General features: G+C 73.2%; 21 protein-coding genes. 8 read left to right on the forward strand and 13 right to left on the reverse strand.

Going from position 1 to position 20,844, the window contains the following annotated elements; translation table 11 throughout:
- Nucleotides 1-30: 30 nt before the first annotated feature.
- Nucleotides 31-1,143: an SGNH/GDSL hydrolase family protein gene (locus MB828_RS40350; RefSeq protein WP_301652488.1), complete on the reverse strand. Its 1,113-nt coding sequence runs from the start codon at nt 1,141-1,143 to the stop codon at nt 31-33.
- 148 nt (nt 1,144-1,291) lie between these two features.
- Here MB828_RS40350 and MB828_RS40355 point away from each other — a divergent pair, with 148 nt between their 5' ends.
- Nucleotides 1,292-2,683: a cystathionine beta-synthase gene (locus tag MB828_RS40355; protein WP_301652489.1), complete on the forward strand. Its 1,392-nt coding sequence runs from the start codon at nt 1,292-1,294 to the stop codon at nt 2,681-2,683.
- A gap of 332 nt (nt 2,684-3,015) precedes the next feature.
- Here MB828_RS40355 and MB828_RS40360 read toward each other — a convergent pair whose 3' ends face one another.
- A complete protein-coding gene (locus tag MB828_RS40360) occupies nt 3,016-3,843 on the reverse strand; it encodes a helix-turn-helix transcriptional regulator (protein WP_301652490.1) in 828 nt (275 codons plus the stop codon).
- Between the two features lie 146 nt (nt 3,844-3,989).
- Here MB828_RS40360 and MB828_RS40365 point away from each other — a divergent pair, with 146 nt between their 5' ends.
- Complete coding sequence (locus MB828_RS40365) at nt 3,990-4,742, forward strand: SDR family oxidoreductase (RefSeq protein ID WP_301652491.1); 753 nt, start codon at nt 3,990-3,992, stop codon at nt 4,740-4,742.
- 86 nt (nt 4,743-4,828) lie between these two features.
- Here the strand turns inward: MB828_RS40365 and MB828_RS40370 are convergent, their stop codons facing one another.
- The 6 genes from MB828_RS40370 to MB828_RS40395 form a co-directional block, all read right to left on the reverse strand.
- Nucleotides 4,829-5,242 (reverse strand): hypothetical protein, encoded by a 414-nt coding sequence (locus MB828_RS40370; protein ID WP_133027866.1) that lies wholly within the window; start codon nt 5,240-5,242, stop codon nt 4,829-4,831.
- A gap of 72 nt (nt 5,243-5,314) precedes the next feature.
- A complete protein-coding gene (locus tag MB828_RS40375) occupies nt 5,315-5,917 on the reverse strand; it encodes a carbonic anhydrase (protein WP_301652492.1) in 603 nt (200 codons plus the stop codon).
- 152 nt (nt 5,918-6,069) lie between these two features.
- The gene (locus tag MB828_RS40380; protein WP_301652493.1) at nt 6,070-6,999 is read right to left on the reverse strand and encodes an ABC transporter substrate-binding protein; all 930 of its coding nucleotides are present in this window, start codon (nt 6,997-6,999) and stop codon (nt 6,070-6,072) included.
- A gap of 10 nt (nt 7,000-7,009) precedes the next feature.
- Nucleotides 7,010-7,708 (reverse strand): ABC transporter permease, encoded by a 699-nt coding sequence (locus MB828_RS40385; RefSeq protein WP_301652494.1) that lies wholly within the window; start codon nt 7,706-7,708, stop codon nt 7,010-7,012.
- Between the two features lies 1 nt (nt 7,709).
- On the reverse strand, nt 7,710-8,351 hold the full coding sequence (locus MB828_RS40390; RefSeq protein WP_301652495.1) for an ABC transporter permease: 642 nt from the start codon (nt 8,349-8,351) through the stop codon (nt 7,710-7,712).
- Nucleotides 8,348-9,391: an ABC transporter ATP-binding protein gene (locus tag MB828_RS40395; protein WP_301652496.1), complete on the reverse strand. Its 1,044-nt coding sequence runs from the start codon at nt 9,389-9,391 to the stop codon at nt 8,348-8,350. Before MB828_RS40395 ends, MB828_RS40390 begins: the two co-directional genes overlap by 4 nt.
- Before the next feature lie 141 nt (nt 9,392-9,532).
- Here MB828_RS40395 and MB828_RS40400 point away from each other — a divergent pair, with 141 nt between their 5' ends.
- The 3 genes from MB828_RS40400 (at nt 9,533) to MB828_RS40410 (ending at nt 12,577) form a co-directional block, all read left to right on the forward strand.
- Complete coding sequence (locus tag MB828_RS40400; protein ID WP_133027860.1) at nt 9,533-11,041, forward strand: aromatic amino acid ammonia-lyase; 1,509 nt, start codon at nt 9,533-9,535, stop codon at nt 11,039-11,041.
- Nucleotides 11,038-11,880: a MurR/RpiR family transcriptional regulator gene (locus tag MB828_RS40405; RefSeq protein ID WP_133027859.1), complete on the forward strand. Its 843-nt coding sequence runs from the start codon at nt 11,038-11,040 to the stop codon at nt 11,878-11,880. The genes MB828_RS40400 and MB828_RS40405 overlap by 4 nt, the downstream gene beginning before the upstream one ends.
- Before the next feature lie 94 nt (nt 11,881-11,974).
- A complete protein-coding gene (locus tag MB828_RS40410; RefSeq protein ID WP_133027858.1) occupies nt 11,975-12,577 on the forward strand; it encodes a hypothetical protein in 603 nt (200 codons plus the stop codon).
- A gap of 7 nt (nt 12,578-12,584) precedes the next feature.
- Here the strand turns inward: MB828_RS40410 and MB828_RS40415 are convergent, their stop codons facing one another.
- The 5 genes from MB828_RS40415 to MB828_RS40435 all read right to left on the reverse strand — a co-directional run bounded on the left by MB828_RS40415 (nt 12,585) and on the right by MB828_RS40435 (nt 16,281).
- Complete coding sequence (locus MB828_RS40415; RefSeq protein WP_046731669.1) at nt 12,585-12,959, reverse strand: hypothetical protein; 375 nt, start codon at nt 12,957-12,959, stop codon at nt 12,585-12,587.
- Between the two features lie 16 nt (nt 12,960-12,975).
- Nucleotides 12,976-13,476, reverse strand: coding sequence for a roadblock/LC7 domain-containing protein (locus MB828_RS40420; RefSeq protein WP_301652497.1), 501 nt, complete (start codon nt 13,474-13,476; stop codon nt 12,976-12,978).
- Between the two features lie 31 nt (nt 13,477-13,507).
- Nucleotides 13,508-14,302, reverse strand: coding sequence for a transcriptional regulator (locus MB828_RS40425; protein WP_301652498.1), 795 nt, complete (start codon nt 14,300-14,302; stop codon nt 13,508-13,510).
- A complete protein-coding gene (locus MB828_RS40430; protein WP_133027855.1) occupies nt 14,299-14,688 on the reverse strand; it encodes a hypothetical protein in 390 nt (129 codons plus the stop codon). Before MB828_RS40430 ends, MB828_RS40425 begins: the two co-directional genes overlap by 4 nt.
- A 171-nt stretch (nt 14,689-14,859) precedes the next feature.
- Nucleotides 14,860-16,281 carry a diaminopimelate decarboxylase gene (locus MB828_RS40435; RefSeq protein ID WP_301652499.1) on the reverse strand — a complete coding sequence of 474 codons (1,422 nt, stop codon included), beginning with the start codon at nt 16,279-16,281 and terminating at the stop codon, nt 14,860-14,862.
- A 151-nt stretch (nt 16,282-16,432) separates the two neighbouring features.
- Here MB828_RS40435 and hutU point away from each other — a divergent pair, with 151 nt between their 5' ends.
- The 3 genes from hutU to MB828_RS40450 all read left to right on the forward strand — a co-directional run bounded on the left by hutU (nt 16,433) and on the right by MB828_RS40450 (nt 20,828).
- Nucleotides 16,433-18,097 carry a urocanate hydratase gene (hutU, locus tag MB828_RS40440; protein WP_301652500.1) on the forward strand — a complete coding sequence of 555 codons (1,665 nt, stop codon included), beginning with the start codon at nt 16,433-16,435 and terminating at the stop codon, nt 18,095-18,097.
- A gap of 176 nt (nt 18,098-18,273) precedes the next feature.
- Entirely contained in the window at nt 18,274-19,476 is a 1,203-nt protein-coding gene (locus MB828_RS40445) for an allantoate amidohydrolase (protein WP_301652557.1), read from the forward strand.
- Complete coding sequence (locus tag MB828_RS40450; protein ID WP_301652501.1) at nt 19,473-20,828, forward strand: formimidoylglutamate deiminase; 1,356 nt, start codon at nt 19,473-19,475, stop codon at nt 20,826-20,828. Before MB828_RS40445 ends, MB828_RS40450 begins: the two co-directional genes overlap by 4 nt.
- Nucleotides 20,829-20,844 lie beyond the last annotated feature (16 nt).

Here is a 20,844-nt window from a genome sequence, read left to right on the forward strand (position 1 = left end):
GGTGTCGGGGTGTGACACTGACCGCACTTTCTAAGCGCTTGCTTGGCCGCCGAGGGGCGGGTGGGTGGCTGCGGGCCCGTCGTGGCCGGTCGCGCAGTTCCCCGCGCCCCTCTGGGGCGCGTTCGAGCCGGCCTCTTCCGGGGCGGGCGGCTCGACGCGGTGGCGGCGGCGGCGCTTCAGCAGGGCCCAGGGGCCGCGCGGGCCCGTCGGCATGGCCGCCGTGACCTCGGTGCCGGCCTCGGCCGCCGCCTCCGCCGCGGCGCGGGCGACCGGGAGGAAGCCCTCGCGGCGGGTGACGTCGGGGCGCTCCTCCTCCGCCGGCCAGAGGCCGAGGGCCGCGCAGACCGTGGGCAGCACGGCCATCGCCGCCGTGGCGTAGCCCTCCGCGGAGGGGTGGTAGTTGTCGGGGCCGAAGAGCTCACGCGGGTTGGCCGCGAACTCCGGGCCCAGCAGGTCGCCGAGCGACACCGTGCGGCCGCCCTGCTCCACCGTGCCGATCGTCTGGGCCGCCGCCAGCTGCCGGGAGGCCCGCCGGGCCAGCCAGCGCAACGGCTGCCGTACCGGCTCGATCGTGCCCAGGTCGGGACAGGTGCCGACCACCACCTCGGCCCCCGCCGTACGCAGGCGCCGGACCGCCGCGGAGAGATGACGGACCGACCGGGTGGGCGGCATGCGGCGCGTGACGTCGTTCGCGCCGATCATGATCACGCAGACGTCGGGGACGGCCGCGCCGGTGCCGAGGACCAGCGCCACCTGGCGGTCCAGGTCGTCGGACTGGGCACCGGGAAGGGCCACGTTGGTGAGTTCGACCGGGCGTTCCGCGACGGCCGCCAGGCCCGACGCCAGCAGCGCGCCCGGGGTCTGGGCGGCCCGGTGCACCCCCTGCCCCGCCGCCGTGGAGTCGCCCAGCATCGTCAGGCGCAGCGGCGCCTCACCCGCGCCGCCGTAGCCGTCGCCGTAGCGGCCGTCCGCGGTCGGCACCCGGCCGCCGCCGCTGCCGTTGCCCACGGCCGTCCTGGCCATCCGCACCTCGGCCAGCACCACCCCGACCGCGGCCGCGCCGACCAGTCCGATCCCGCCTCCGCCGTACGCCGCACCGGCCGCGATCCGCCGGGCCACCCGTGCCCTCGACATACTCGTCATGCGTCGCCGCCACCTCCTCGTTGCCGTCCATCCACTCCTTGCCCCGTACGGACCGTCCGCCAATCTCAACGGGGAGTGAACCTCGGGCGTGCCCCGTAGTCTGGCGACACCACCTAGACCACTTTTTTGCAAGTAACCGGAGACAACGGTGCGATTCCACGACTCGATGATCAGTCTCGTCGGCAACACCCCGCTGGTGAGACTCAACAGCGTCACCCAGGGCATCCGGGCCACGGTCCTCGCCAAGGTCGAGTACTTCAACCCGGGCGGTTCCGTGAAGGACCGCATCGCGCTGCGGATGATCGAGGCCGCGGAGAAGAGCGGCGAGCTGCGCCCCGGCGGCACCATCGTCGAGCCGACCAGCGGGAACACCGGCGTGGGACTGGCGATCGTGGCCCAGCAGAAGGGGTACAAGTGCATCTTCGTGTGCCCCGACAAGGTGAGCACCGACAAGATCAACGTGCTGCGGGCGTACGGCGCCGAGGTCGTGGTCTGCCCGACCGCCGTCGACCCGGAGCACCCGGACTCGTACTACAACGTCTCCGACCGGCTGGTCCGTGAGACCCCCGGTGCCTGGAAGCCGGACCAGTACTCCAACCCCAACAACCCGCTTTCCCACTATCACTCGACCGGCCCCGAGCTGTGGGAGCAGACGGAGGGGAGCATCACCCACTTCGTGGCGGGCGTCGGCACCGGCGGGACCATCTCCGGCACCGGCCGCTACCTGAAGGACGCCAGTGACGGGCGTGTCCAGGTGATCGGTGCCGACCCGGAGGGCTCCGTGTACTCCGGCGGCTCCGGGCGGCCGTACCTCGTCGAGGGCGTCGGTGAGGACTTCTGGCCCACCGCCTACGACCGGACCGTGGCCGACGAGATCGTCGCCGTGTCCGACAAGGACTCCTTCCAGATGACCCGGCGCCTCGCCAAGGAGGAGGGGCTGCTGGTCGGCGGCTCCTGCGGGATGGCGGTCGTGGCCGCGCTGCGGGTGGCCGAGCGGCTCGGCCCGGACGACGTGGTCGTCGTACTCCTCCCGGACAGCGGCCGCGGCTACCTCAGCAAGATCTTCAACGACGAGTGGATGGCCGACTACGGCTTCCTGGAGGACGAGGGCCCCAGCGCCCGCGTCGGTGACGTGCTCAGCGACAAGGCGGGCGGCGCCATCCCCTCCCTCGTCCACATGCACCCGGAGGAGACCGTCGGGCAGGCCATCGAGGTGCTGCGCGAGTACGGCGTCTCGCAGATGCCCGTCGTCAAGCCGGGCGCCGGGCACCCGGACGTGATGGCCGCCGAGGTCGTCGGCTCGGTCGTCGAACGGGAGCTGCTCGACGCGCTGTTCAGCAAGCGGGCCTCCCTGGAGGACCCGCTGGAGAAGCACATGTGCGCCCCGCTGCCGCAGGTCGGCTCCGGTGAGCCGGTCGGGGACCTGATGACGGTGCTGGGCGCGGCGGACGCGGCGATCGTCCTCGTCGAGGGCAAGCCGACCGGCGTGGTCAGCCGGCAGGACCTGCTGGCGTTTCTCGCCAAGGGCGGCAAGCAGTAGCGGAACGTCCGGTGAACGGCCCGTGGCGCCGGGGAACTTGCTGTCTCCCGTCCGAGTGGTGGACTTCGCGGAAGTGGTACGAGCGTGTCACGTACACGCAGCACACGCTTAACACGGGTCCGGCACATTAGTGGATGTCGGCAGGGCGGGAGCGGCTCCCCACCCCGGCCGGCACCGAACGTCCAAGGACCTCCGGAGCGGCTCCCGGACCTCCATGGACGCCGGACGTGAGACCCGGCCCTGACCCGGTCAACGTCCTTCGCGGGGACCGCCGTCGTCCCGCCCCCCGGTGACGGGGGTGCGGCGGTCCCCGCGCACAATCCTTCCCGGCCTCAGCCGGCCGTCGCCCAACTGCCCAGCAGCGCCAGCCGCTCCGCCGTCTCCGAGCCCGGCTCGGGGGTGTACACGACGAGCGTCTGGTCCGGGTCCTCGGGCACCGTCAGCGTCTCGTAGGGCAGCGTGAGCAGGCCCGCCACCGGGTGCCGGACGCGCTTCACGCCGTATGCGCACGCCTTGACCTCGTGGTCCGCCCACAGCCTGCGGAAGTCCGTGCTCTTGACGGAGAGTTCGCCGACCAGACCGGTCAGGGCCGGGTCGTCGGGGTACCGGCCGGCGCTGATGCGCAGGTTGGCGACGGTCTGCGCGGCGATCGCCGCCCACTCCGGGTAGAAGTCGGCCGCCGCCTGGTCCAGGAAGACCAGCCGGGGCATGCTGCGGGCGGCCGGTTCCAGCGCGCCGAACCCGAGCAGCGCGTCGGCGAGCGCGTTCCAGGCCAGCACCTCCATCCGGCGGCCCAGTACGAACGCCGGCGACCGCTCCATGGCGTCCAGCAGCAGCTGCACCCCGGGGCGGACGCGCGGTACCGCGGGGCGCCGGGGCGCCTTGGCCGCCCCCGGGCGGGCCACCGTACGCAGATAGGAGTGCTCTGTCTCGTCGAGCCGAAGGACCCGCGCGATCGCGTCGAGGACCGCATCGGACGCCCTCAGACCCCGCCCCTGCTCCAGCCGGATGTAGTAGTCGACGCTCACCCCCGCCAGCTGCGCCACCTCCTCCCGGCGCAGGCCCGGTACGCGGCGCCGCCCGTACGAGGGCAGCCCCACCTCCTCGGGCCGGATGCGGGCGCGGCGCGAGCGCAGGAAGTCTCCGAGGTCCCCGTCCATGGGTTCGATCGTAGGGGAGCGGCCGCCGCCGAACCTGGTACTGGCAGACCCAGGAAAAGGCGGCCCCTGGGTGGGCCCGCCGGACCCGGCGAGGGTGGAGACACGCCACCGGGACCGACCCGGCGGCACTGACCAGGGAGTACCTCATGTCGTACGACAACCTGTCCGGCCGTACCGCCGTCGTCACCGGGGCCGCCAGCGGGATCGGGGAGGCCGTGGCCGTGCGGCTCGCCGCGGAGGGCGCCCGGGTGGCGCTGCTCGCCCGGCGCGCGGACCGGCTGGAGACGGTGGCGGCGAAGATCCGGGCGGCCGGCGGCGAAGCCCTCGCCGTGGTCGCCGACGTCACCGACGACGCGTCGGTGCAGGCGGCGGCGGACGCGGTGCACGGGGCCCTCGGCACCGTGGACCTGGTGGTCAACAACGCCGGCGTGATGTTGCCCCACCCGGTCGACGACGGCCGCCTCGACGAGTGGCAGCGCATGATCGACACCAATGTGACCGGCGTGCTGCGGGCCTTCACCGGGGACCTGGTGACGGTGGCCGCGCGGGGCGGTACCGCCGACCTCGTCAACATCTCGTCCATCGGCGCGCACCTCGTCTTCCCCACCTACGCGGTGTACGGCGCCACCAAGGCCGCCGTCACCCAGCTCTCGCAGGCGCTACGCGCCGAGTTCGGGCCGCGTGACGTGCGGGTCACCAACATCGAGCCGGGGCTCACGGAGACCGAACTGGCCGATCACATCGGGTCGGACGAGGGGCGGGCGCAGGTCGACGGCATGCTGGCGGCGATGGGCTCGCTGTCCGCGGCCGACCTCGCCGACCTGGTGGGCTACGTGACCAGCCGGCCCCGGCACGTCAACCTGAGCCAGGTCGTCGCCCTGCCCACCCGGCAGGCATGACCGGATCCCGGCCCGGAACCGTGACCGGATCCCCGCCAGGATCCCGGCCCCGAACCGTGACCCGCCCTTCGGGGCGGGTGCGTGGCTCAGTCCTCGTGGTCGTGGTCGGGGCGGCGGAACAGGTCGGGGTTGAGACGGATGGCCTGGGCGACGTTGACACCCACGATGCCGATCCAGGTGGCGATCAGGCCCGTCATGCCCGCGAACGCCCCGCCGATCGCCGACAGCGGGATCGCCAGCACCAGCGAGACGATCCCGAAGCCGAACCGCTCGCCCCAGGAGTCGGTGCCCTTGGAGCGCCGCGCTCCGCGGGCCGCCTGCATCTGCTGCTCGGCCAGCCCCCGGCGCAGCCGGCGCTCCACCGCGCCGTCGATACGACTGTCGATCTTCTCCATGAAGGAGTCGACGAGTTCCGTCTCGTACTCCGGGCCGAGGTCCCTGCGTGCGTGCAGGGTGGCGGCGAGGTCCTTCTTCAGATCGGTGTCATGCGCGTCCGTCATGGCGCCCACGGTAGGCAGCCGGGCCGCCCCGCGCACTGGGGCAAGCCCCCGCATCCCACCGGGGGTCCGCCCTCAGGGCAGCAGCGTCACCAGCCCGCTGTCCGGGTCGAGGCGCGCCGCGACCACCGCCGCCCCCGCGAACGCCGAGTCCGCCCTGATCGCGTCCCGCACCCACACCGCGTGGGCCCGCACGGTGTGGGCGGCCCAGTCCCCGGGCAGTGCCCCGGTCCGGCGGGCCGCCGGGGCGATCTCCTCGACGAGGAGCTCCAGGTGGCCGGGCACCGGCGCGCCGGTGCGGAGCCTGCCGAGGGTGGCGGCGACCGCCCCGCAGCCCTCGTGGCCGAGCACCACGACCAGCGGCACGCGCAGTTCGGTCACCCCGTACTGGATGGAGGCGAGCACCGCCTCGTCCAGCACCTGCCCGGCCGTCCTTATGCACAGCAGGGCGCCGAGGTCCTGGTCGAAGACCAGCTCGGGCAGGACCCGGGAGTCGACGCAGTCCAGGACGACGGCGAACGGCCGCTGCGCGGGCACCCGGCCGCGGCGGGCGCGGCCGGTGGCGTAGCGGCGGTTGCCCGCCAGGAGTTCGTCGAGGGCGGCGCTGGTCGAGGCGGGGGCGGCGGCCGGCGCGCCGACGGCGGTGGCCGTCGGAAAGGCCCTGGGGTTCGAGGCCATGACGCTTCCTCAGCTGCTGGGGCCGGTGGGACCGTCATCACTGTACGGGGCGGAAACGTTACTCTCCGTACCGATTTAACGATCCTTGGCCGGATCATCGCCCGCCCGATACCCGCCAGATGCCCGCCCGATGCCCGTCCGGCGCCCGCGGGTCAGGCCAGTCCGTGCTGCTTCGCGTACGCGTCCGCCACGTCCTCGGGGTCCTTCTTGTCGTTGTCGACCTGGCTGTTGAGCTGGGTGAGCTGCTCGGTGGTGAGCACGTTGCCGAGCCGGGCGAGCGCCTTGCGGACCGTGTCGTCGGCCTTGCGGTCGGCGATCAGCGGGACGATGTGCTGGCTGGGGATCAGGTTCTTCGGGTCGGCCAGCACCACCCAGTCGTCGGCCGCGATGTCGGTGTCGGTGGTGAAGAGGTTAGCCACGTCCACGTCGCCCTTCTTCAGCGCGCCCTTGACCAGCGGGCCGTCCGAGTCGAGCGACTTGAACTCCTTGAACTCGACGCCGTACACCTCCTGAAGCCCGACCGCGCCCACCCGGCGCTTCTTCACCTCGGGCGCGGCCCCGATGACCAGCTTCCCGTTCTGCTTGGCGAGGTCGGCGAGGGAGGTCAGGCCGTACTTCCGGGCGGTCGCCCGGGTGACCACGAAGCAGTCGGAGTCGGCGGCCTGGCCGTAGGGCAGCACCTGGAGCCCGGCCGGCAGCGCCAGGGTGAGCGCGTTCTGCATGGTGCCGGGCTCGGACGAGTCGTCCTTCGGGGCCAGGTAGTTGAGGAGGGCGCCCTGGTACTCGGGCAGCAGGTCGATGTCGCCGGCCTTGAGCGCGGGGATCACGATCTCCCGGGTGCCGAGGTTCGGGCGGACCTTCACCTGCACCCCGGCCTTCCTGAGCGCGGCCGCGTAGAGGTAGCCGAGCACCTGGTTCTCGGTGAAGTTGGCGGTGCCGATGGTGATCCCGCCCTTGCTCGAGCCGCCGCCGGCGGTCGAGCCGCTGCTCTCGTTCAGGGAGGTGATGCCGCTGGAGCAGGCGGAGAGGGCGGTGACGGAGCCGGCGGCGAGCAGGCCGCCGAGGAGGGTGCGACGGTTCATCTCGGGTTCCCTAGGCGGTGCGGGTGGGGGTGCCCCCACGCGAGTCTGTTCGAGCGTGGGGGAGGAAGAGGAAGCGCTGGAGGGTGCTCAGCAGCAGATCGAGGACGACGGCGACGAACGCGACCAGTACCGCGCCGCCGAGCACCTGGACGAGGTCGCGCTGGGCGAGTCCGTCGAAGACGTAGCGGCCGAGGCCGCCGAAGGAGACGTACGCGGCGATGGTGGCGGTGGCGACGACCTGGATCAGCGCGAGGCGCAGGCCGGTCATGATCAGGGGGAGCGCGAGCGGCAGTTCGACCTGGAGGAGGACCTGGTGGCCGCGCATCCCCTGGCCGCGGGCGGCGTCGCGGACGTCCGGGTCGACGGCCGTCATCCCGGCGTAGGTGTTGGTGACGATGGCCGGGACCGCGAGGGCCACCAGCGCCACGTACACCGGCAGCATGGACAGGCCGCCCGCCAGGAAGACCAGGACCACCAGGCCCACGGTCGGCAGCGCGCGCCCGAAGGACGCCAGGTTGATGGCGAGGAACGCGCCCTTGCCGGTGTGCCCGATCAGCAGCCCGACCGGGAGGCCGATCGCGGCGGCGATCAGGGTGGCGAGCAGCGAGTACTGGAGGTGCTCGGTGAGCCGATGGGCGATGCCGTCCTGGCCGGCCCACTGGGAGCCGCTGGTCAGCCAGGTGCCGAGGTTCTTGAAGAGTTCGAACATCTCAGGCTCGCCTCCTGCGCCACGGGGTGAGGACGTACTGGAGGGCCACCAGCAGCGCGTCCGCGACCACGGCGAGCAGGATCGTGAGGACCACGCCCACGATCACCGGGGTCGGGAAGTCGCGCTGGAAGCCGTCGGTGAAGAGCTGGCCGAGGCCGCCGTCGCCGATGTAGGTGGCGACGGACACGAGGGAGATCGACATGACGGTGGCGATCCGGACGCCCGCGAAGATCACCGGCAGGGCCAGCGGGAACTCGACGGTGAGGAGGGTGCGCAGCGGGCGGGTGCCCATCGCCTTCGCCGCCTCCTTGGTCCTCGCCGGGACCGAGTCCAGGCCCTCGACCGTGTTCCGCAGCAGCACCACCAGGGTGTAGACGGTCAGGCCGATGACGGTGGTGGTCCGGGTCAGGCCGCTGACCGGCAGCAGCAGGACGAAGATCGCGATCGAGGGGATCGTGAAGAGCACGTTGGACAGGCCGAGCAGGAAGCCGCGCAACGGACGGACCCGGTGGGCGAGCACCGCGAGCGGCAGCGAGATCACCAGGCCGAGGAAGACGGCGGTCATCGCGGCCTGGAGGTGGGAGAGGGTGAGGGTGGTGAGGTCGTCGGTGTGGTCGCCTATCCACGACCAGTCGATGGTCATGCGGCCACCACCCGGGCCTCGGTGTGGGCCTGGCCCGCGTGCACGTGGATGTCGTCGCGGGAGGAGACGCCGGTGAGGACGCCGTCGGCGTCGACCCGGGCGACGAGCCCGGTCGGGGAGGCGATCGACTCGTCGAGGGCCGAGAGCAGCGAGTCGGTGTCCTTGAGCGCCCGCACCGGGAGTTCGGCGTCCGTGGACTCCGACGCCCAGTGCAGCGGCCTGCGTCCGGCGTCGAGTACGAGGGTCCAGGCGCCGCCCTCGGGAGCCGGGCCCTGCGGGACGCCGGCCAGGGTCCTCAACGAGAGCAGCTTCAGGCCGCGCTCGGCGCCGAGGAAGTCGGCCACGAAGTCGTCGGCCGGGCGGGCCAGGAGTTCGGCGGGCGGGGCGCACTGGACCAGGTGGCCGCCGGTGCGGAAGATCGCGATGCGGTCGCCGAGCCGGACGGCCTCGTCGACGTCGTGGGTGACGAAGACGATGGTCTTGTTCAACTCCTTCTGGAGCCGCAGCAGTTCGTCCTGGAGCTGGGTGCGCACCACCGGGTCGACGGCGCCGAAGGGCTCGTCCATCAGCAGTACCGGCGGGTCGGCGGCGAGTGCGCGGGCGACGCCGACGCGCTGCTGCTGGCCGCCGGAGAGCTGGTGCGGGTAGCGCTTGCCGGCGTCGGCGGCGAGGCCGACCGTCTCCAGGAGTTCGGCGGCGCGGGCGCGGGCCTTCTTCCGGTTCCAGCCGAGGAGCAGCGGGACGGTGGCGATGTTGTCGAGCACCGTGCGGTGCGGGAAGAGGCCGGCCTGCTGGATGACGTACCCGATGGACCGGCGGAGTTCGGCGGCGTCCTGCCGGGTGACGTCCTCGCCGTTGACCTTGATCGTGCCGGAGGTCGGCTCGATCATTCGGTTGATCATCCGCAGGGTGGTGGTCTTGCCGCATCCGGAGGAGCCGACGAGGACGGTCACCCCGCCCTCCGGCATCTCCAGGGAGAGATCATGTACTGCTGTCGTGCCGTTGGGGAAGCGCTTGTGGACCGCGTCGAACTGGATCATGAGATGTCCCTTGCCCGGCTGTATAACGTCATGCAGAGTTCTTGGTGTGTGAATAGCTTGTCAACGGTCTGACGTTAATCCGCCGTAACAGATGACCGAGGGGCAAGATCCAATGTCCGCGTTGAGGGGAGTTTGGGCGTGATGTCGTCTCATATCGTGGACGCGATCGGAATAGCTCATTCCGGTCTGGTGGTCCTCGACGGCATCGGCATGGGGGTCGACGACGTCGTACGCCTCGCCGACGGCACCGCCCGGCCGGTCCCCGGCACGGACGCGATGCGCCGTGCCGAGGAGTCCTGGGACGCCGCCCGGGGGATCGCCGCGACCGGCCGCGTCTACGGCCGTTCCACCGGCGTCGGCGCCAACCGGAACGAGGACGTCCCCACCGAGGCGGCCGCCGGCCACGGCCTGCGGCTGCTGCGCAGCCACGCCGGCGCCATCGGCGACGAACTGCCCGCCCGGCAGGTGCGCGCGATGCTCGCGGTCCGCGCCAACCAGCTGCTCGCGGGCGGCGCCGGACTGCGGCCGAGCGTCATCACCGCCCTGTGCGAGGCGCTGGAGTCCGGCGCGCATCCGGTCGTCAACGAGTTCGGCTCGGTCGGCACCGGCGACATCGCGGCGCTCGCGCAGATGGGCCTCGCACTGGCGGGGGAGCACCCCTGGCGGGGCGCGACGCCACCCGAGCCGCAGCCCCTCGACAACAACGACGCCCTCGCCCTGATCAGCAGCAACGCCCTCACCCTCGGCCAGGCCGCGCTCGCCCTGCACGAACTGCGCGGCCTGATCGAGGCCACCCAGGTGGTGGCGGCCCTGTCCCTGCTCGCCGTCGACGGCTCCCACGAGGCGTACGCGGCCCCGGTGCACGCGGCCCGCCCGCACCGGGGCAGCGTCGAGGTCGCCCGCCGGATGCGGGAACTGATCGGCGCCGCCGACCGGCCCACCCCGCCGCTCGGCCGGATCCAGGACCCGTACGGCTTCCGCTGCCTGCCCCAGATCCACGGCCCCGCCCTCGACGCGGCCGACGCCCTGGAACAGGTACTCGCGGTCGAGATCAACGCCGCCGCCGAGAACCCCCTCATCTCGGCCGAGGACCTCGCCGCCTACCACCACGGCGGCTTCTACCAGGCCCAGCTCGCCCTCGCCCTGGACCACTTCCGGCTCGCCGTCACCCAGGTCGCCCGGCTGTCCACGTCCCGCCTGTCCACCCTCAACGAGCCCGCCTTCACCCGGCTGCGCCCCTTCCTCGCCGACCACGAGCCCGCCTCCTCCGGCGTGATGATCCTGGAGTACGCCGCCGGCGCCGCCCTCGGCGACCTGCGCGCCTTCTCCGCGCCCGCCTCCCTCGGGCACGCTGTACTCTCCCGAGGCGTCGAGGAGCAGGCCAGTTTCGCCTCGCTCGCCGCCCGTCAAACGCTGCGCGCCTGCCGTGCGTACCGTCTGGTGGTCGGCTGCGAACTCGTCGCCGCCGTACGGGCGCTGCGCCAGCGCGACCTGAGCCCCGAACCCGGGCTCGGGGCGGGCCTGGCGCTGGAGCTCGCCGAGGCGGCGCTGGAGGCGGACCCGGCCGACCGGCCGCTCACCGACGACGTCACCGCGGCGGCCGGGCTGCTCGACCGGTTCACGGACATCTGGAGGGGGAGCACGTCATGAGCGTGACCGACAGCCCTGCGACACGGTTGCAGGCGCTCTTCGAGGGGCACCGGCTCACGCCGACCCAGCGGCGCATCGCGCACAGCATGGTGCGGCGCGCCGCCGACGTGCCCTTCCTGTCCAGCGTGGAGCTGGCCGAACTGGCCGGGGTCAGCCAGCCCTCCGTGACCCGGTTCGCGGTCGCCCTGGGCTTCGACGGCTACCCGGCGCTGCGCAAGCACCTGCGCGAGGTGGTGCCCGCCGAGCAGACGGCCGGCAACGGCTCCTACAACGAGTACCAGGAAGCCGTCGAGGCCGAGATCGAGAACCTCCGGCACCTCGCCGAGGTGCTCGCCGACCCCCGTCCCGTGCAGCAGGCGGGGCGGCTGCTGGCCGCCTCCCGGCCGCTGCCGGTGCTCGGGCTGCGCGCCGCCGCCTCCCAGGCGTACGGCTTCGCCTACTTCGCCGCCAAGGTCCACCCGGACGTCCGGCTGCTCAACGAGGGCGGCACGATGATCCACGACCGCATCGACGCGGCCGTCCTCGCCGGTGCCTCCACCCTGCTGTGCTTCGCGCTGCCCCGGCACCCCCGCGAGGTCGTGGACACCCTCGGCTACGCCAAGGAGGCCGGGCTGACCGTCGTCACCGTCGCCGACTCCGCCTTCGCGCCCGTGGCCAAGGTCTCCGACCTGCTGCTGCCGGCCGCCGTCGGCACCGGGCTCGCCTTCGACACGGCGTGCGCGCCGATGCTGCTCGGCCGGGTGCTCCTGGAGGCCATGTGCGACGACCTGCCGGGCGCGCAGGCCCGCCTGGAGGAGTTCGACGCGCGGGCGGCGGTACGGGGACTGTTCGTGGAGTGAACCGCCGTCGGACGGTTCTCTCAGGCTCGTCTCACGTTCGGTCGTTAGCGTCCTGCCCTACGGACGGACCGGCACCGGCGAGGAGGCAGCGGACATGGGGCGTACGGGACGGGAAGGCCGCGGCGGACAGGGACTGGCGCGGGTGGCCGTGGTCGTACGGGCCGGGGCCGCGCCCCTGTGGTGGGCGGGGGTGTTCGCGGCGGGCGTCGGCGTGCTGCCCCCGGGCGTCACCGGGCGGCGGATCGGCGTGCTGGCCGGGGCCGCGCTGTTCCTCGTCGGCGCCGCCGTCGTGGCGTACGTCCGCCGCAGGCGGTACACCGCGCTGGTGCGCGGCGCCGCCCGGGCCGGCAAGCACGACGTCCTCCAGGACCGGGCCGTGACCGTGCGCAACTGGCGCCGGGGTCACCGCTGGTGGCTGCTGCTGGCCTTCGCCGTCGCTCTCGGCAGCTCCTTCGCGGTGCCCGCGGCGGGCGGCCTGCTGCTGGCCGGCGCCGGTACCGGGCTGCGCCTGAAGGCGGCCTGGCTCGGGCGCCGGGAGAGGGCCGGTGACCAGCTGATGTGGGTGCGTGTCGACTGGCTCGACAAGCGCGGCGGCCGTCCGGCGGGCAAGGCCGTCAAGGCGTACCGCGGTACCGGCATCGCGGCGGGCGACGCGTCCCCGGGCGGGGCCCGCCGCCGCACCGCGGCGCTGGTCTGAGGCCCGGTCAGACCTCCAGGTCCTCCTCGATCCTCTTCAGCTGGTGCCGGGCCATCGCCAGGTTGGCGCGGGAGGCGTCGAGCACCAGGTAGAGGAAGAGGCCGTTGCCGCCGCGCCCCTTGAGCAGGCGGATCAGGTGGTACGCGTTGGAGAGCGTGATCAGGATGTCCTCGATCTCGCCCTTGAGGCCGAGGTGCTCCATGGTGCGCATCTTGGCGCGGATCACGTCGGTGTTGCCGGCGGCGGCCACGTTCAGGTCGAAGGTCTTGCTGCCGCCCATCGTGCCCAGCGCCATCCCGCTGGTGTAGTCGACGAGCGCGACGCCGGTGGCGCCCTCGATGGAGGTCAGGCACTCTTTCAGCGCGGTTTCGGTGTTGGCCATGACTTTCTGGTTCCTCTCAACTGTCGGTTGCGGTGCGCGCGTCGGTGGTGGTGCTGGTTCGTGGCGTGCGCGTGGATCTGGTCCGTGGGGTGGTGGCGCGGGCCGGTCGCAGGGCCTTGGCGGCGGCCTCCGCGGCGTCGACCAGCTCCCCGATCCGGGCGGCGGCGCGGCGGCCCTCCAGATGCAGCCGGCCCACGTTCACCCGGTCCTCGGCGAGCAGGGTGAGCACGGCGCTGCGGCCGGCGGCGTAGGTGGCGACATAGCCGTCCTCGCCGCGCACCAGCAGCTCCCTGAGCTCGCCCTTGCCGGTGGCGTCGGCGACCCGTACGGCGACCCCGAGCTCGGCCGCGGTCAGGGCGGCCAGGCCCTCCGGATCGACGCCGGGACAGTCGTGGGCGACGACGAGGCCGTCGACGCCGGCCGCCAGGGCGCCGGTGAACTGGGGCATCCGGGTGCGTAACCGGCGCAGTTCGTCGAGGACGGCCTCTCTGCCGGAGCTGCCGGATTCTGCCGCCATCAGCTGTCTCCTCTCGGCGGGGCGGTGCCGTTCAAAGGGCCTCCAGCGCATCCCTGAGCCTCTTCAGCAGCGCGATGTCGGGGTCGGTCACCGGTGGGAGCAGGGGCGGCGCGGTGGCCGTGGTGCGCCCCGGGACGAGGAGCCCGGCCGCCGCCAGCCGGCGTACGTCGACCAGCGTGTGGAAGGCCGGCCGGCCCAGTTCCCGGGCGATCTCCGCGGCCGTGCGGACGCCGTCCACCCGGTTCAGGACGGCCCGCTGGCGGGGCGTGACCGGCGGTGGCGCGACCGGGTCGGCCCGGATCAGCGCGGCACTGTCGGTGGCGGGGTCGGGCCACACGCGGTGCAGCAGCTCGCGGCGGCGCAGGGTCTCGCGTTCCAGGGCGGTGACCGGCACGGCCCGCAGCGGGCCCGCTGCGGCCGGCGTGCCGTACCGGAACCGGCCCGGGGTGCTGCTGGGGGCGAGCGCGAAGTACCCGGCGTCGTACAGCGCGCCGAGCCGGCACACCTCCAGGGCGCCCCTGGGCAGCAGCCCGGCGGTGAACAGCCGGTGGGTGGCGGCGGCCATGTCCTCGGTCCAGGGCCAGGCCGCCGCGTCGAGCGTGCCGTGGGCCGTGAGGAGCACGTCGAGGCCGGGGGCGAGGGGGCTCTCGGCGTGCACCACGCGGCCCTCGGCCAGGTGCAGGCTGCCGTGCTCGCGGACCAGGACACCGGTGGCCCGCTCCTCGGCGAGACGTATCAGCATCGGTGAGAGCGCGCCGGCCGTCCGGTCGTGGGCGGCCGCCCGGTCCCGGACGGGCAGCGGCGGAGGTGTCTCGACCACGGTCATCCCAGCACCAGCCGCTCGGCCATCTCGCCGAGCCGGATCCGGGCGAGGGCCAGATTGCCGTCCTCGCGGGTCAGCCACAGATGCAGGAAGACCGTGGCGTCGAAGGACGTGACCACGAACCGCAGCAGGTGGTAGCTGTCCCGGTTGCTGACGATCAGGTCCTCCACCGGGGGGCCCACCTCGGTGTCGTCCTCCGTGCTGAACGCCCCGTGCTCGGCGGCCAGCCGGGCCAGTTCGGCCGCCTCCGCCGCGGTGGTCTCGTGGTCACCGCCGGGCGCCTCCCCGACCGTGCCCAGGGCCAGCCCGCTGGTCCAGTCGACCAACGCCGCGCCCCGCGCGCCGGGCAGGCGCATCGCTTCCAGTAAGCACTCGTCGATTCCGGGCACCGTGGCTCCCCTCCCGCCGCCTGGGACTCCGGTTGAGTGACGCAGACACTACGCAACGTGTGCGGGAGGAGTGAGTCGTTTGGCATTTTCCAGTGGAACGTGCGCCCGGCAGGCTAGTGTTGGTCAACTGAGCTGCTTTTCGCACCAGTTGATCCCTGTGTCCAAGGTGTCTCAACGGCTTCCGGTGGCGCGCAGGGTGGTGAGCGCGTCGGCGTGCGCCCCTCCGGATTCGGCCACGATCTCCGCGACCGACTGCGGCTCCCGTACGACGGCGAACGCCACACCTCCGTCGCCGTCCGGCACGAAACCGTAAATCCCGGGCCTGGCAAGGGAGTTGTAGGAGTAGTGGCTGCCGAAGTAGTACGCCCCGGTGTCCAGGGCCGCCGCGAGGTCCCCCTGCTCCAGCGGGGGCAGCGCACGGCCCTCGGCGAGCAGATCGCCGGAGAAACAGGCCGGCCCCGCCACGTCCTGCACCACCGGCGCCCCCTCCTTCGGCCGCCCCTTGCCGTCGTAGGCGGCGATCCTGAGCGGCCACGCGGCCGGCACGTACACCGTCCGCGGCGCCACCTGGACCCCCGCGTGCGTCACCGCGATCCGCCGCCCGCCGGAGCTCTTGGTGTACTCCACCCGGGCCAGCACCGTCCCGTGCCGGGCCAGCAGCGACCGCCCGAACTCGGTCACCAGCCCGTACCGCCCGTCGAACAGCCCCGGCACCACCTCCGCGAGCAGCCGCGCGTACTGCGCGTACGTCGGCTCGGCCGCCTCCGAGGCGAAGGCGACCGAAAGACCGCCCCCGATGTCGAGGGTGTCGATCTGCCGCCGCCCGACGCGCGCGTTGATCTCCTCGGCCAGCCCGTACGTCTCCGCCACGCCCCGGGCCAGCAGCGACAGCGGGATCCCCTGCGAGCCGATGTGCGCGTGCAGCCGCGTCAGCCACGGCCGCTCCGCGAACGCCCGTACGACCCACTCCCGGCCCCCCTCGTCCCGCAGCCCCACCCCGAACTTCGAGGTCGCGGTGGCCGTGGAGGTGGCCCCGATGGTCCCCGGGCCGAGCTGCGGGTTGACCCGGATGCCGAGCGGTGAGCGGGGCACGCCGGCGCCGGCCTCCCGCAGCGCGTCGATCCTGGCCAGCTCCTGCGGGCTGTCCGCGTTCACCGCGACGCCCAGCGCCAGCGCCTCGCGCAGCTCCGCCCGGGTCTTCGCGGGCGCGTCGAACACGGTCCGCTCCACCGGGACCCCGGCCGCCCGCGCCAGCGCCAGCTCGCCCGCGCTGGCCACCTCGGCGCCCAGGCCCTCCCCGGCCAGCAGCCGCACCACCGGCACCAGCGGGTTCGCCTTCACGGCGAAGGCGTGCAGCACCGGTGTGCCCGGCGCCGCCACCGCGGCGAACGCCCGGCGCAGCGCCGTCGCCGACGCGCGGATGCCGGTCACGTCCAGCAGGCCTACGATCGGCGCGTCCGGCCCCAGCAGCCCCTGCTCCACCGCCGCCCGCACGGCGTCGTCCCGCCGCGCCACCCGCCCGCCGTCGCCCTCGCCGCCGTTGCCGCCGCCGTTCCCGTCCGCTTCCGTCTCCGTCACGACGTCCCCCGACATGTCGTCGTCCACACCCTTAAGGCCCATAAGTCCAGCCAAACATCCCGGCTCGGGCCCCGCTGGCGGACCGATGTATTGACTAGTTCTATTCAGGAAGTCAGGATGTGAATAACCGTAGGAACACGAGGACTGATCCGCTAGGAGGCAGACCATGTCAGGACCCCGCCCCGTACGAGCGCCGCGCGGTACGGAACTGAGCGCCCTGGGATGGCAGCAGGAAGCCGCCCTGCGGATGCTGCAGAACAACCTCGACCCCGAGGTGGCCGAGCACCCCGACAAGCTCGTCGTCTACGGCGGCACCGGCAAGGCCGCCCGTGACTGGCGCTCCTTCGACGCGATGGTGCGCACGCTGCGGACCCTCAAGCAGGACGAGACCATGCTGGTCCAGTCCGGCCGCCCGGTCGGCGTGATGCAGACCCACGAGTGGGCCCCGCGCGTCCTCATCGCCAACTCCAACCTGGTCGGCGACTGGGCCAACTGGGAGGAGTTCCGCCGTCTGGAGGCCCTCGGCCTCACCATGTACGGCCAGATGACCGCCGGCTCCTGGATCTACATCGGCACCCAGGGCATCCTCCAGGGCACCTACGAGACCTTCGCCGCCGTCGCCGCGAAGAAGTTCAACGGCACCCTCGCCGGCACGATCACCCTCACCGCCGGCCTCGGCGGCATGGGCGGCGCCCAGCCCCTCGCGGTCACCATGAACGACGGCGTCGCCATCTGTATCGACTGCGACCCGCGCGCGATCGAACGCCGCATCGAGCACCGCTACCTGGACGTGAAGGCCGACAACCTGGAGCACGCCCTCCAGCTGGCCGTCGAGGCCCGCGACGCCCGCCGTCCGCTCTCCATCGGCCTGCTCGGCAACGCCGCCGAACTGCTGCCGCGGATGCTCGCCGAGGGCGCCCCCGTCGACATCGTCACCGACCAGACCTCCGCCCACGACCCGCTGTCGTACCTGCCGGTGGGCGTGGCCTTCGAGGACATGGCCGACGCCGCGGCCAAGGACCCGGCCGGCTTCACCAGCCGCGCCCGTGAGTCCATGGCGAAGCACGTCGAGGCCATGGTCGGCTTCATGGACGCCGGCGCCGAGGTCTTCGACTACGGCAACTCCATCCGCGGCGAGGCGCAGCTCGCGGGCTACGAGCGGGCGTTCGCCTTCCCCGGCTTCGTCCCCGCCTACATCCGCCCGCTGTTCTCCGAGGGCAAGGGCCCCTTCCGGTGGGCGGCCCTGTCCGGTGAGGCCTCCGACATCGCCAAGACCGACAAGGCGATCCTCGACCTCTTCCCGGAGAACGAGTCCCTCGCCCGCTGGATCAAGCTGGCCGGTGAGCGGGTCCACTTCCAGGGCCTGCCCGCGCGTATCTGCTGGCTCGGCTACGGCGAGCGGGACAAGGCCGGCGACCGCTTCAACGACATGGTGGCGAGCGGGGAGCTGGCGGCGCCGCTGGCGATCGGCCGCGACCACCTCGACGCCGGCTCCGTGGCCTCCCCCTACCGGGAGACCGAGGCCATGCTGGACGGCTCCGACGCGATCGCCGACTGGCCGCTGCTGAACGCCATGGTGAACGTGGCCTCGGGCGCGTCCTGGGTCTCCATCCACCACGGCGGCGGGGTCGGCATGGGCCGCTCCATCCACGCCGGGCAGGTGACGGTCGCCGACGGCACGAAGCTGGCCGGCGAGAAGATCCGCCGGGTGCTGACGAACGACCCGGGGATGGGCGTGATCCGGCACGTGGACGCCGGGTACGACATCGCGGAGTCGGTCGCGGACGAGCGGGGCGTGCGGGTGCCGATGCGTGAAGGTGAGTCGGCGTGACGGAGAGCGGCAACTCTTCGGTGGGGGCCGGCCTCTCGTCGCCGTCTGCGGCTCCGGCTGTGCCCACCCGTTCCGCCCTGCGGAACGACTGCGCACAGCCTGTGGGGGGCGACGGCGCACACTCTGCGCGGGGCGACGGGGTGCGGGCTGTGCGGGGTGGAAGCTCGTTCCATGAGATGTGGCGGGAGCTGGCGCCCATCGGTCGGCATGCCGAGTCCCGCGGCTACCGGCGGTTCGCCTGGAGCGGGGCCGACGGTGAGTGCCGGGCCTGGTTCCGGGCGCAGGCCGAGGGGCGTGGGCTGACGTACGAGGTCGACCGGAACGGGAACCAGTGGGCCTGGCTCGGGGACCCGGAGGCCGGTGACGCCGTCGTCACCGGGTCGCATCTGGACTCCGTGCCGGACGGCGGCGCCTTCGACGGTCCCCTCGGTGTCGTGTCCTCCTTCGCCGCCCTGGACGAACTCCGGGAGCGGGGGGTCGAGTTCAGCCGCCCCCTGGCCGTCGTCAACTTCGGTGACGAGGAGGGCGCCCGGTTCGGGCTCGCCTGCGTCGGCTCACGGCTCACCGCAGGGCAGCTGACCGTCGAGCAGGCGCACCGGCTGACCGACGGGGACGGGGTGAGCCTGCCCCGCGCCATGGAGGCGGCCGGCTACGACCCCGACGCCATCGGCGCCGACCCCGAGCGGCTCGCGCGCATCGGTGCCTTCGTCGAACTGCACGTGGAGCAGGGCCGGGCGCTGGACCTGTCCGGTGACCGGGTCGGCATCGCCAGCGCGATCTGGCCGCACGGACGCTGGCGGTTCGACTTCCGGGGCGAGGCCAACCACGCCGGCACCACCCGGCTGGTGGACCGCCGCGATCCCATGCTGTCGTACGCCGAGACCGTGCTCGCCGCCCGCCGCGAGGCCGAACTCGCCGGCGCCGTCGCCACCTTCGGCAAGATCGCCGTCGAACCGAACGGCGTCAACGCCATCCCCTCCCTGGTGCGCGGCTGGCTCGACTCCCGCGCCGCCGACCAGGCCACCCTCGACACCGTCGTGGGCGGCGTCGAGCAGGCGGCCCGGGAGTACGCGCGGGCACACGGCATCGACCTCGACGTCGTCCGGGAGTCCTTCACCCCGGTCGTCGAGTTCGACCACGCCCTGCGCGACGAACTCGGCCGCATCCTGGGCAAGGACACCGGACTCACCGTGCCCGTCCTGGGTACCGGTGCGGGACACGACGCCGGGATCCTCTCGGGGAGCATCCCGACCGCCATGCTGTTCGTGCGCAACCCCACCGGCGTCTCGCACTCCCCAGCCGAGTTCGCGGCCGAGGACGACTGCGTGGCCGGGGTGAGCTCGCTCGCCGACGTACTGGAAGGGCTGGCCCGCGCGTGACGACACGGACGACGTACTGGTTGGAGTACGCCTGGCTGGACACGAACGTCGAGCCAGGTGTCGCCGTGGAGGTCGCCGACGGCCGGATCACGGCGGTGCGGACGGAGACGCCCGCGCCGCCGCCCGGCGCCGAGGTGCTGCGCGGCCTCACCCTCCCGGGCCTGGCCAACGCCCACTCGCACGCCTTCCACCGGGCCCTGCGGGGCACGGTCCAGGTCGGCTCCGGGACCTTCTGGACCTGGCGCGAGCTCATGTACTCCTTCGCCGACCGGCTGACCCCGGACACCTACCACGCGCTCGCCCGCGCGGTGTACGCCGAGATGGTGCTGGCGGGCGTGGCCTGCGTCGGCGAGTTCCACTACGTCCACCACGCCCCCGGCGGCACCCGCTACGCCGACCCCAACGCCATGGGCGAGGCCCTGATCGCGGCCGCCGCCGACGCCGGGATCCGGATCACCCTCCTCGACACCGCCTATCTCGCCTCGGGTCTCTCGAAGCGGCCCGGCGGCGAGCCGCCCAACACCCACCAGCTGCGCTTCTCCGACGGCAGCGCGGAGACCTGGGCCGAACGCTGTGCAGTTCTCAAGGAACGGGATCACGCACGGATCGGAGCGGCGATCCACTCCGTACGGGCCGTGCCCGCCGACCAGTTGGCGACGGTGGCCCGCTGGGCCGAGGAGCGGCGGGCCCCGCTCCACGTGCACCTGTCCGAGCAGACCGCGGAGAACGACGCCTGCCTGGCCGCCCACGGCGTCACCCCCACCCGGCTGCTCGCCGACCACGGCGTCCTCGGCCCGCGCACCACCGGCGTCCACAACACGCACCTCACCGACGAGGACATCGCGCTGCTCGGCGGCAGCGGGACCGGCACCTGCATGTGCCCGACGACCGAACGGGACCTGGCCGACGGCATCGGACCCGCCGTCGCCCTCCAGCGCGCGGGCTCCCCGCTCTCCCTCGGCTCCGACAGCCACGCCGTCATCGACCTGCTCGAAGAGGCCCGCGCGATGGAACTGAACGAGCGGCTGCGCACCCGCACCCGGGGCCACTGGACGGCCGCCGCCCTGCTGCGCGCCGCCTCCACCGACGGGCATGCCGCCCTCGGCTGGGACGACGCCGGCGCCATCGAGACCGGCATGCTCGCCGACCTGACGACGATCGCGCTGGACTCGGTCAGAACAGCGGGGCCGCTGCCCCGGCTGGGCGCCGAGACGGCCGTATTCGCCGCGACCGCGGCGGACGTCCGGCACACGGTCGTCGCGGGCCGTCACGTCGTACGCGACGGCGCGCACACGCTCGTACCGGACGTGCCGGCAGCGCTCGCGGACGCCGTCGAAGCCCTCCGCGCCTGACGACCCTCCACGAGGA

Origin of the sequence: Streptomyces arenae (assembly GCF_022343545.1) — a bacterium.
Classification (GTDB): Bacteria; Actinomycetota; Actinomycetes; order Streptomycetales; family Streptomycetaceae; genus Streptomyces; species Streptomyces humi.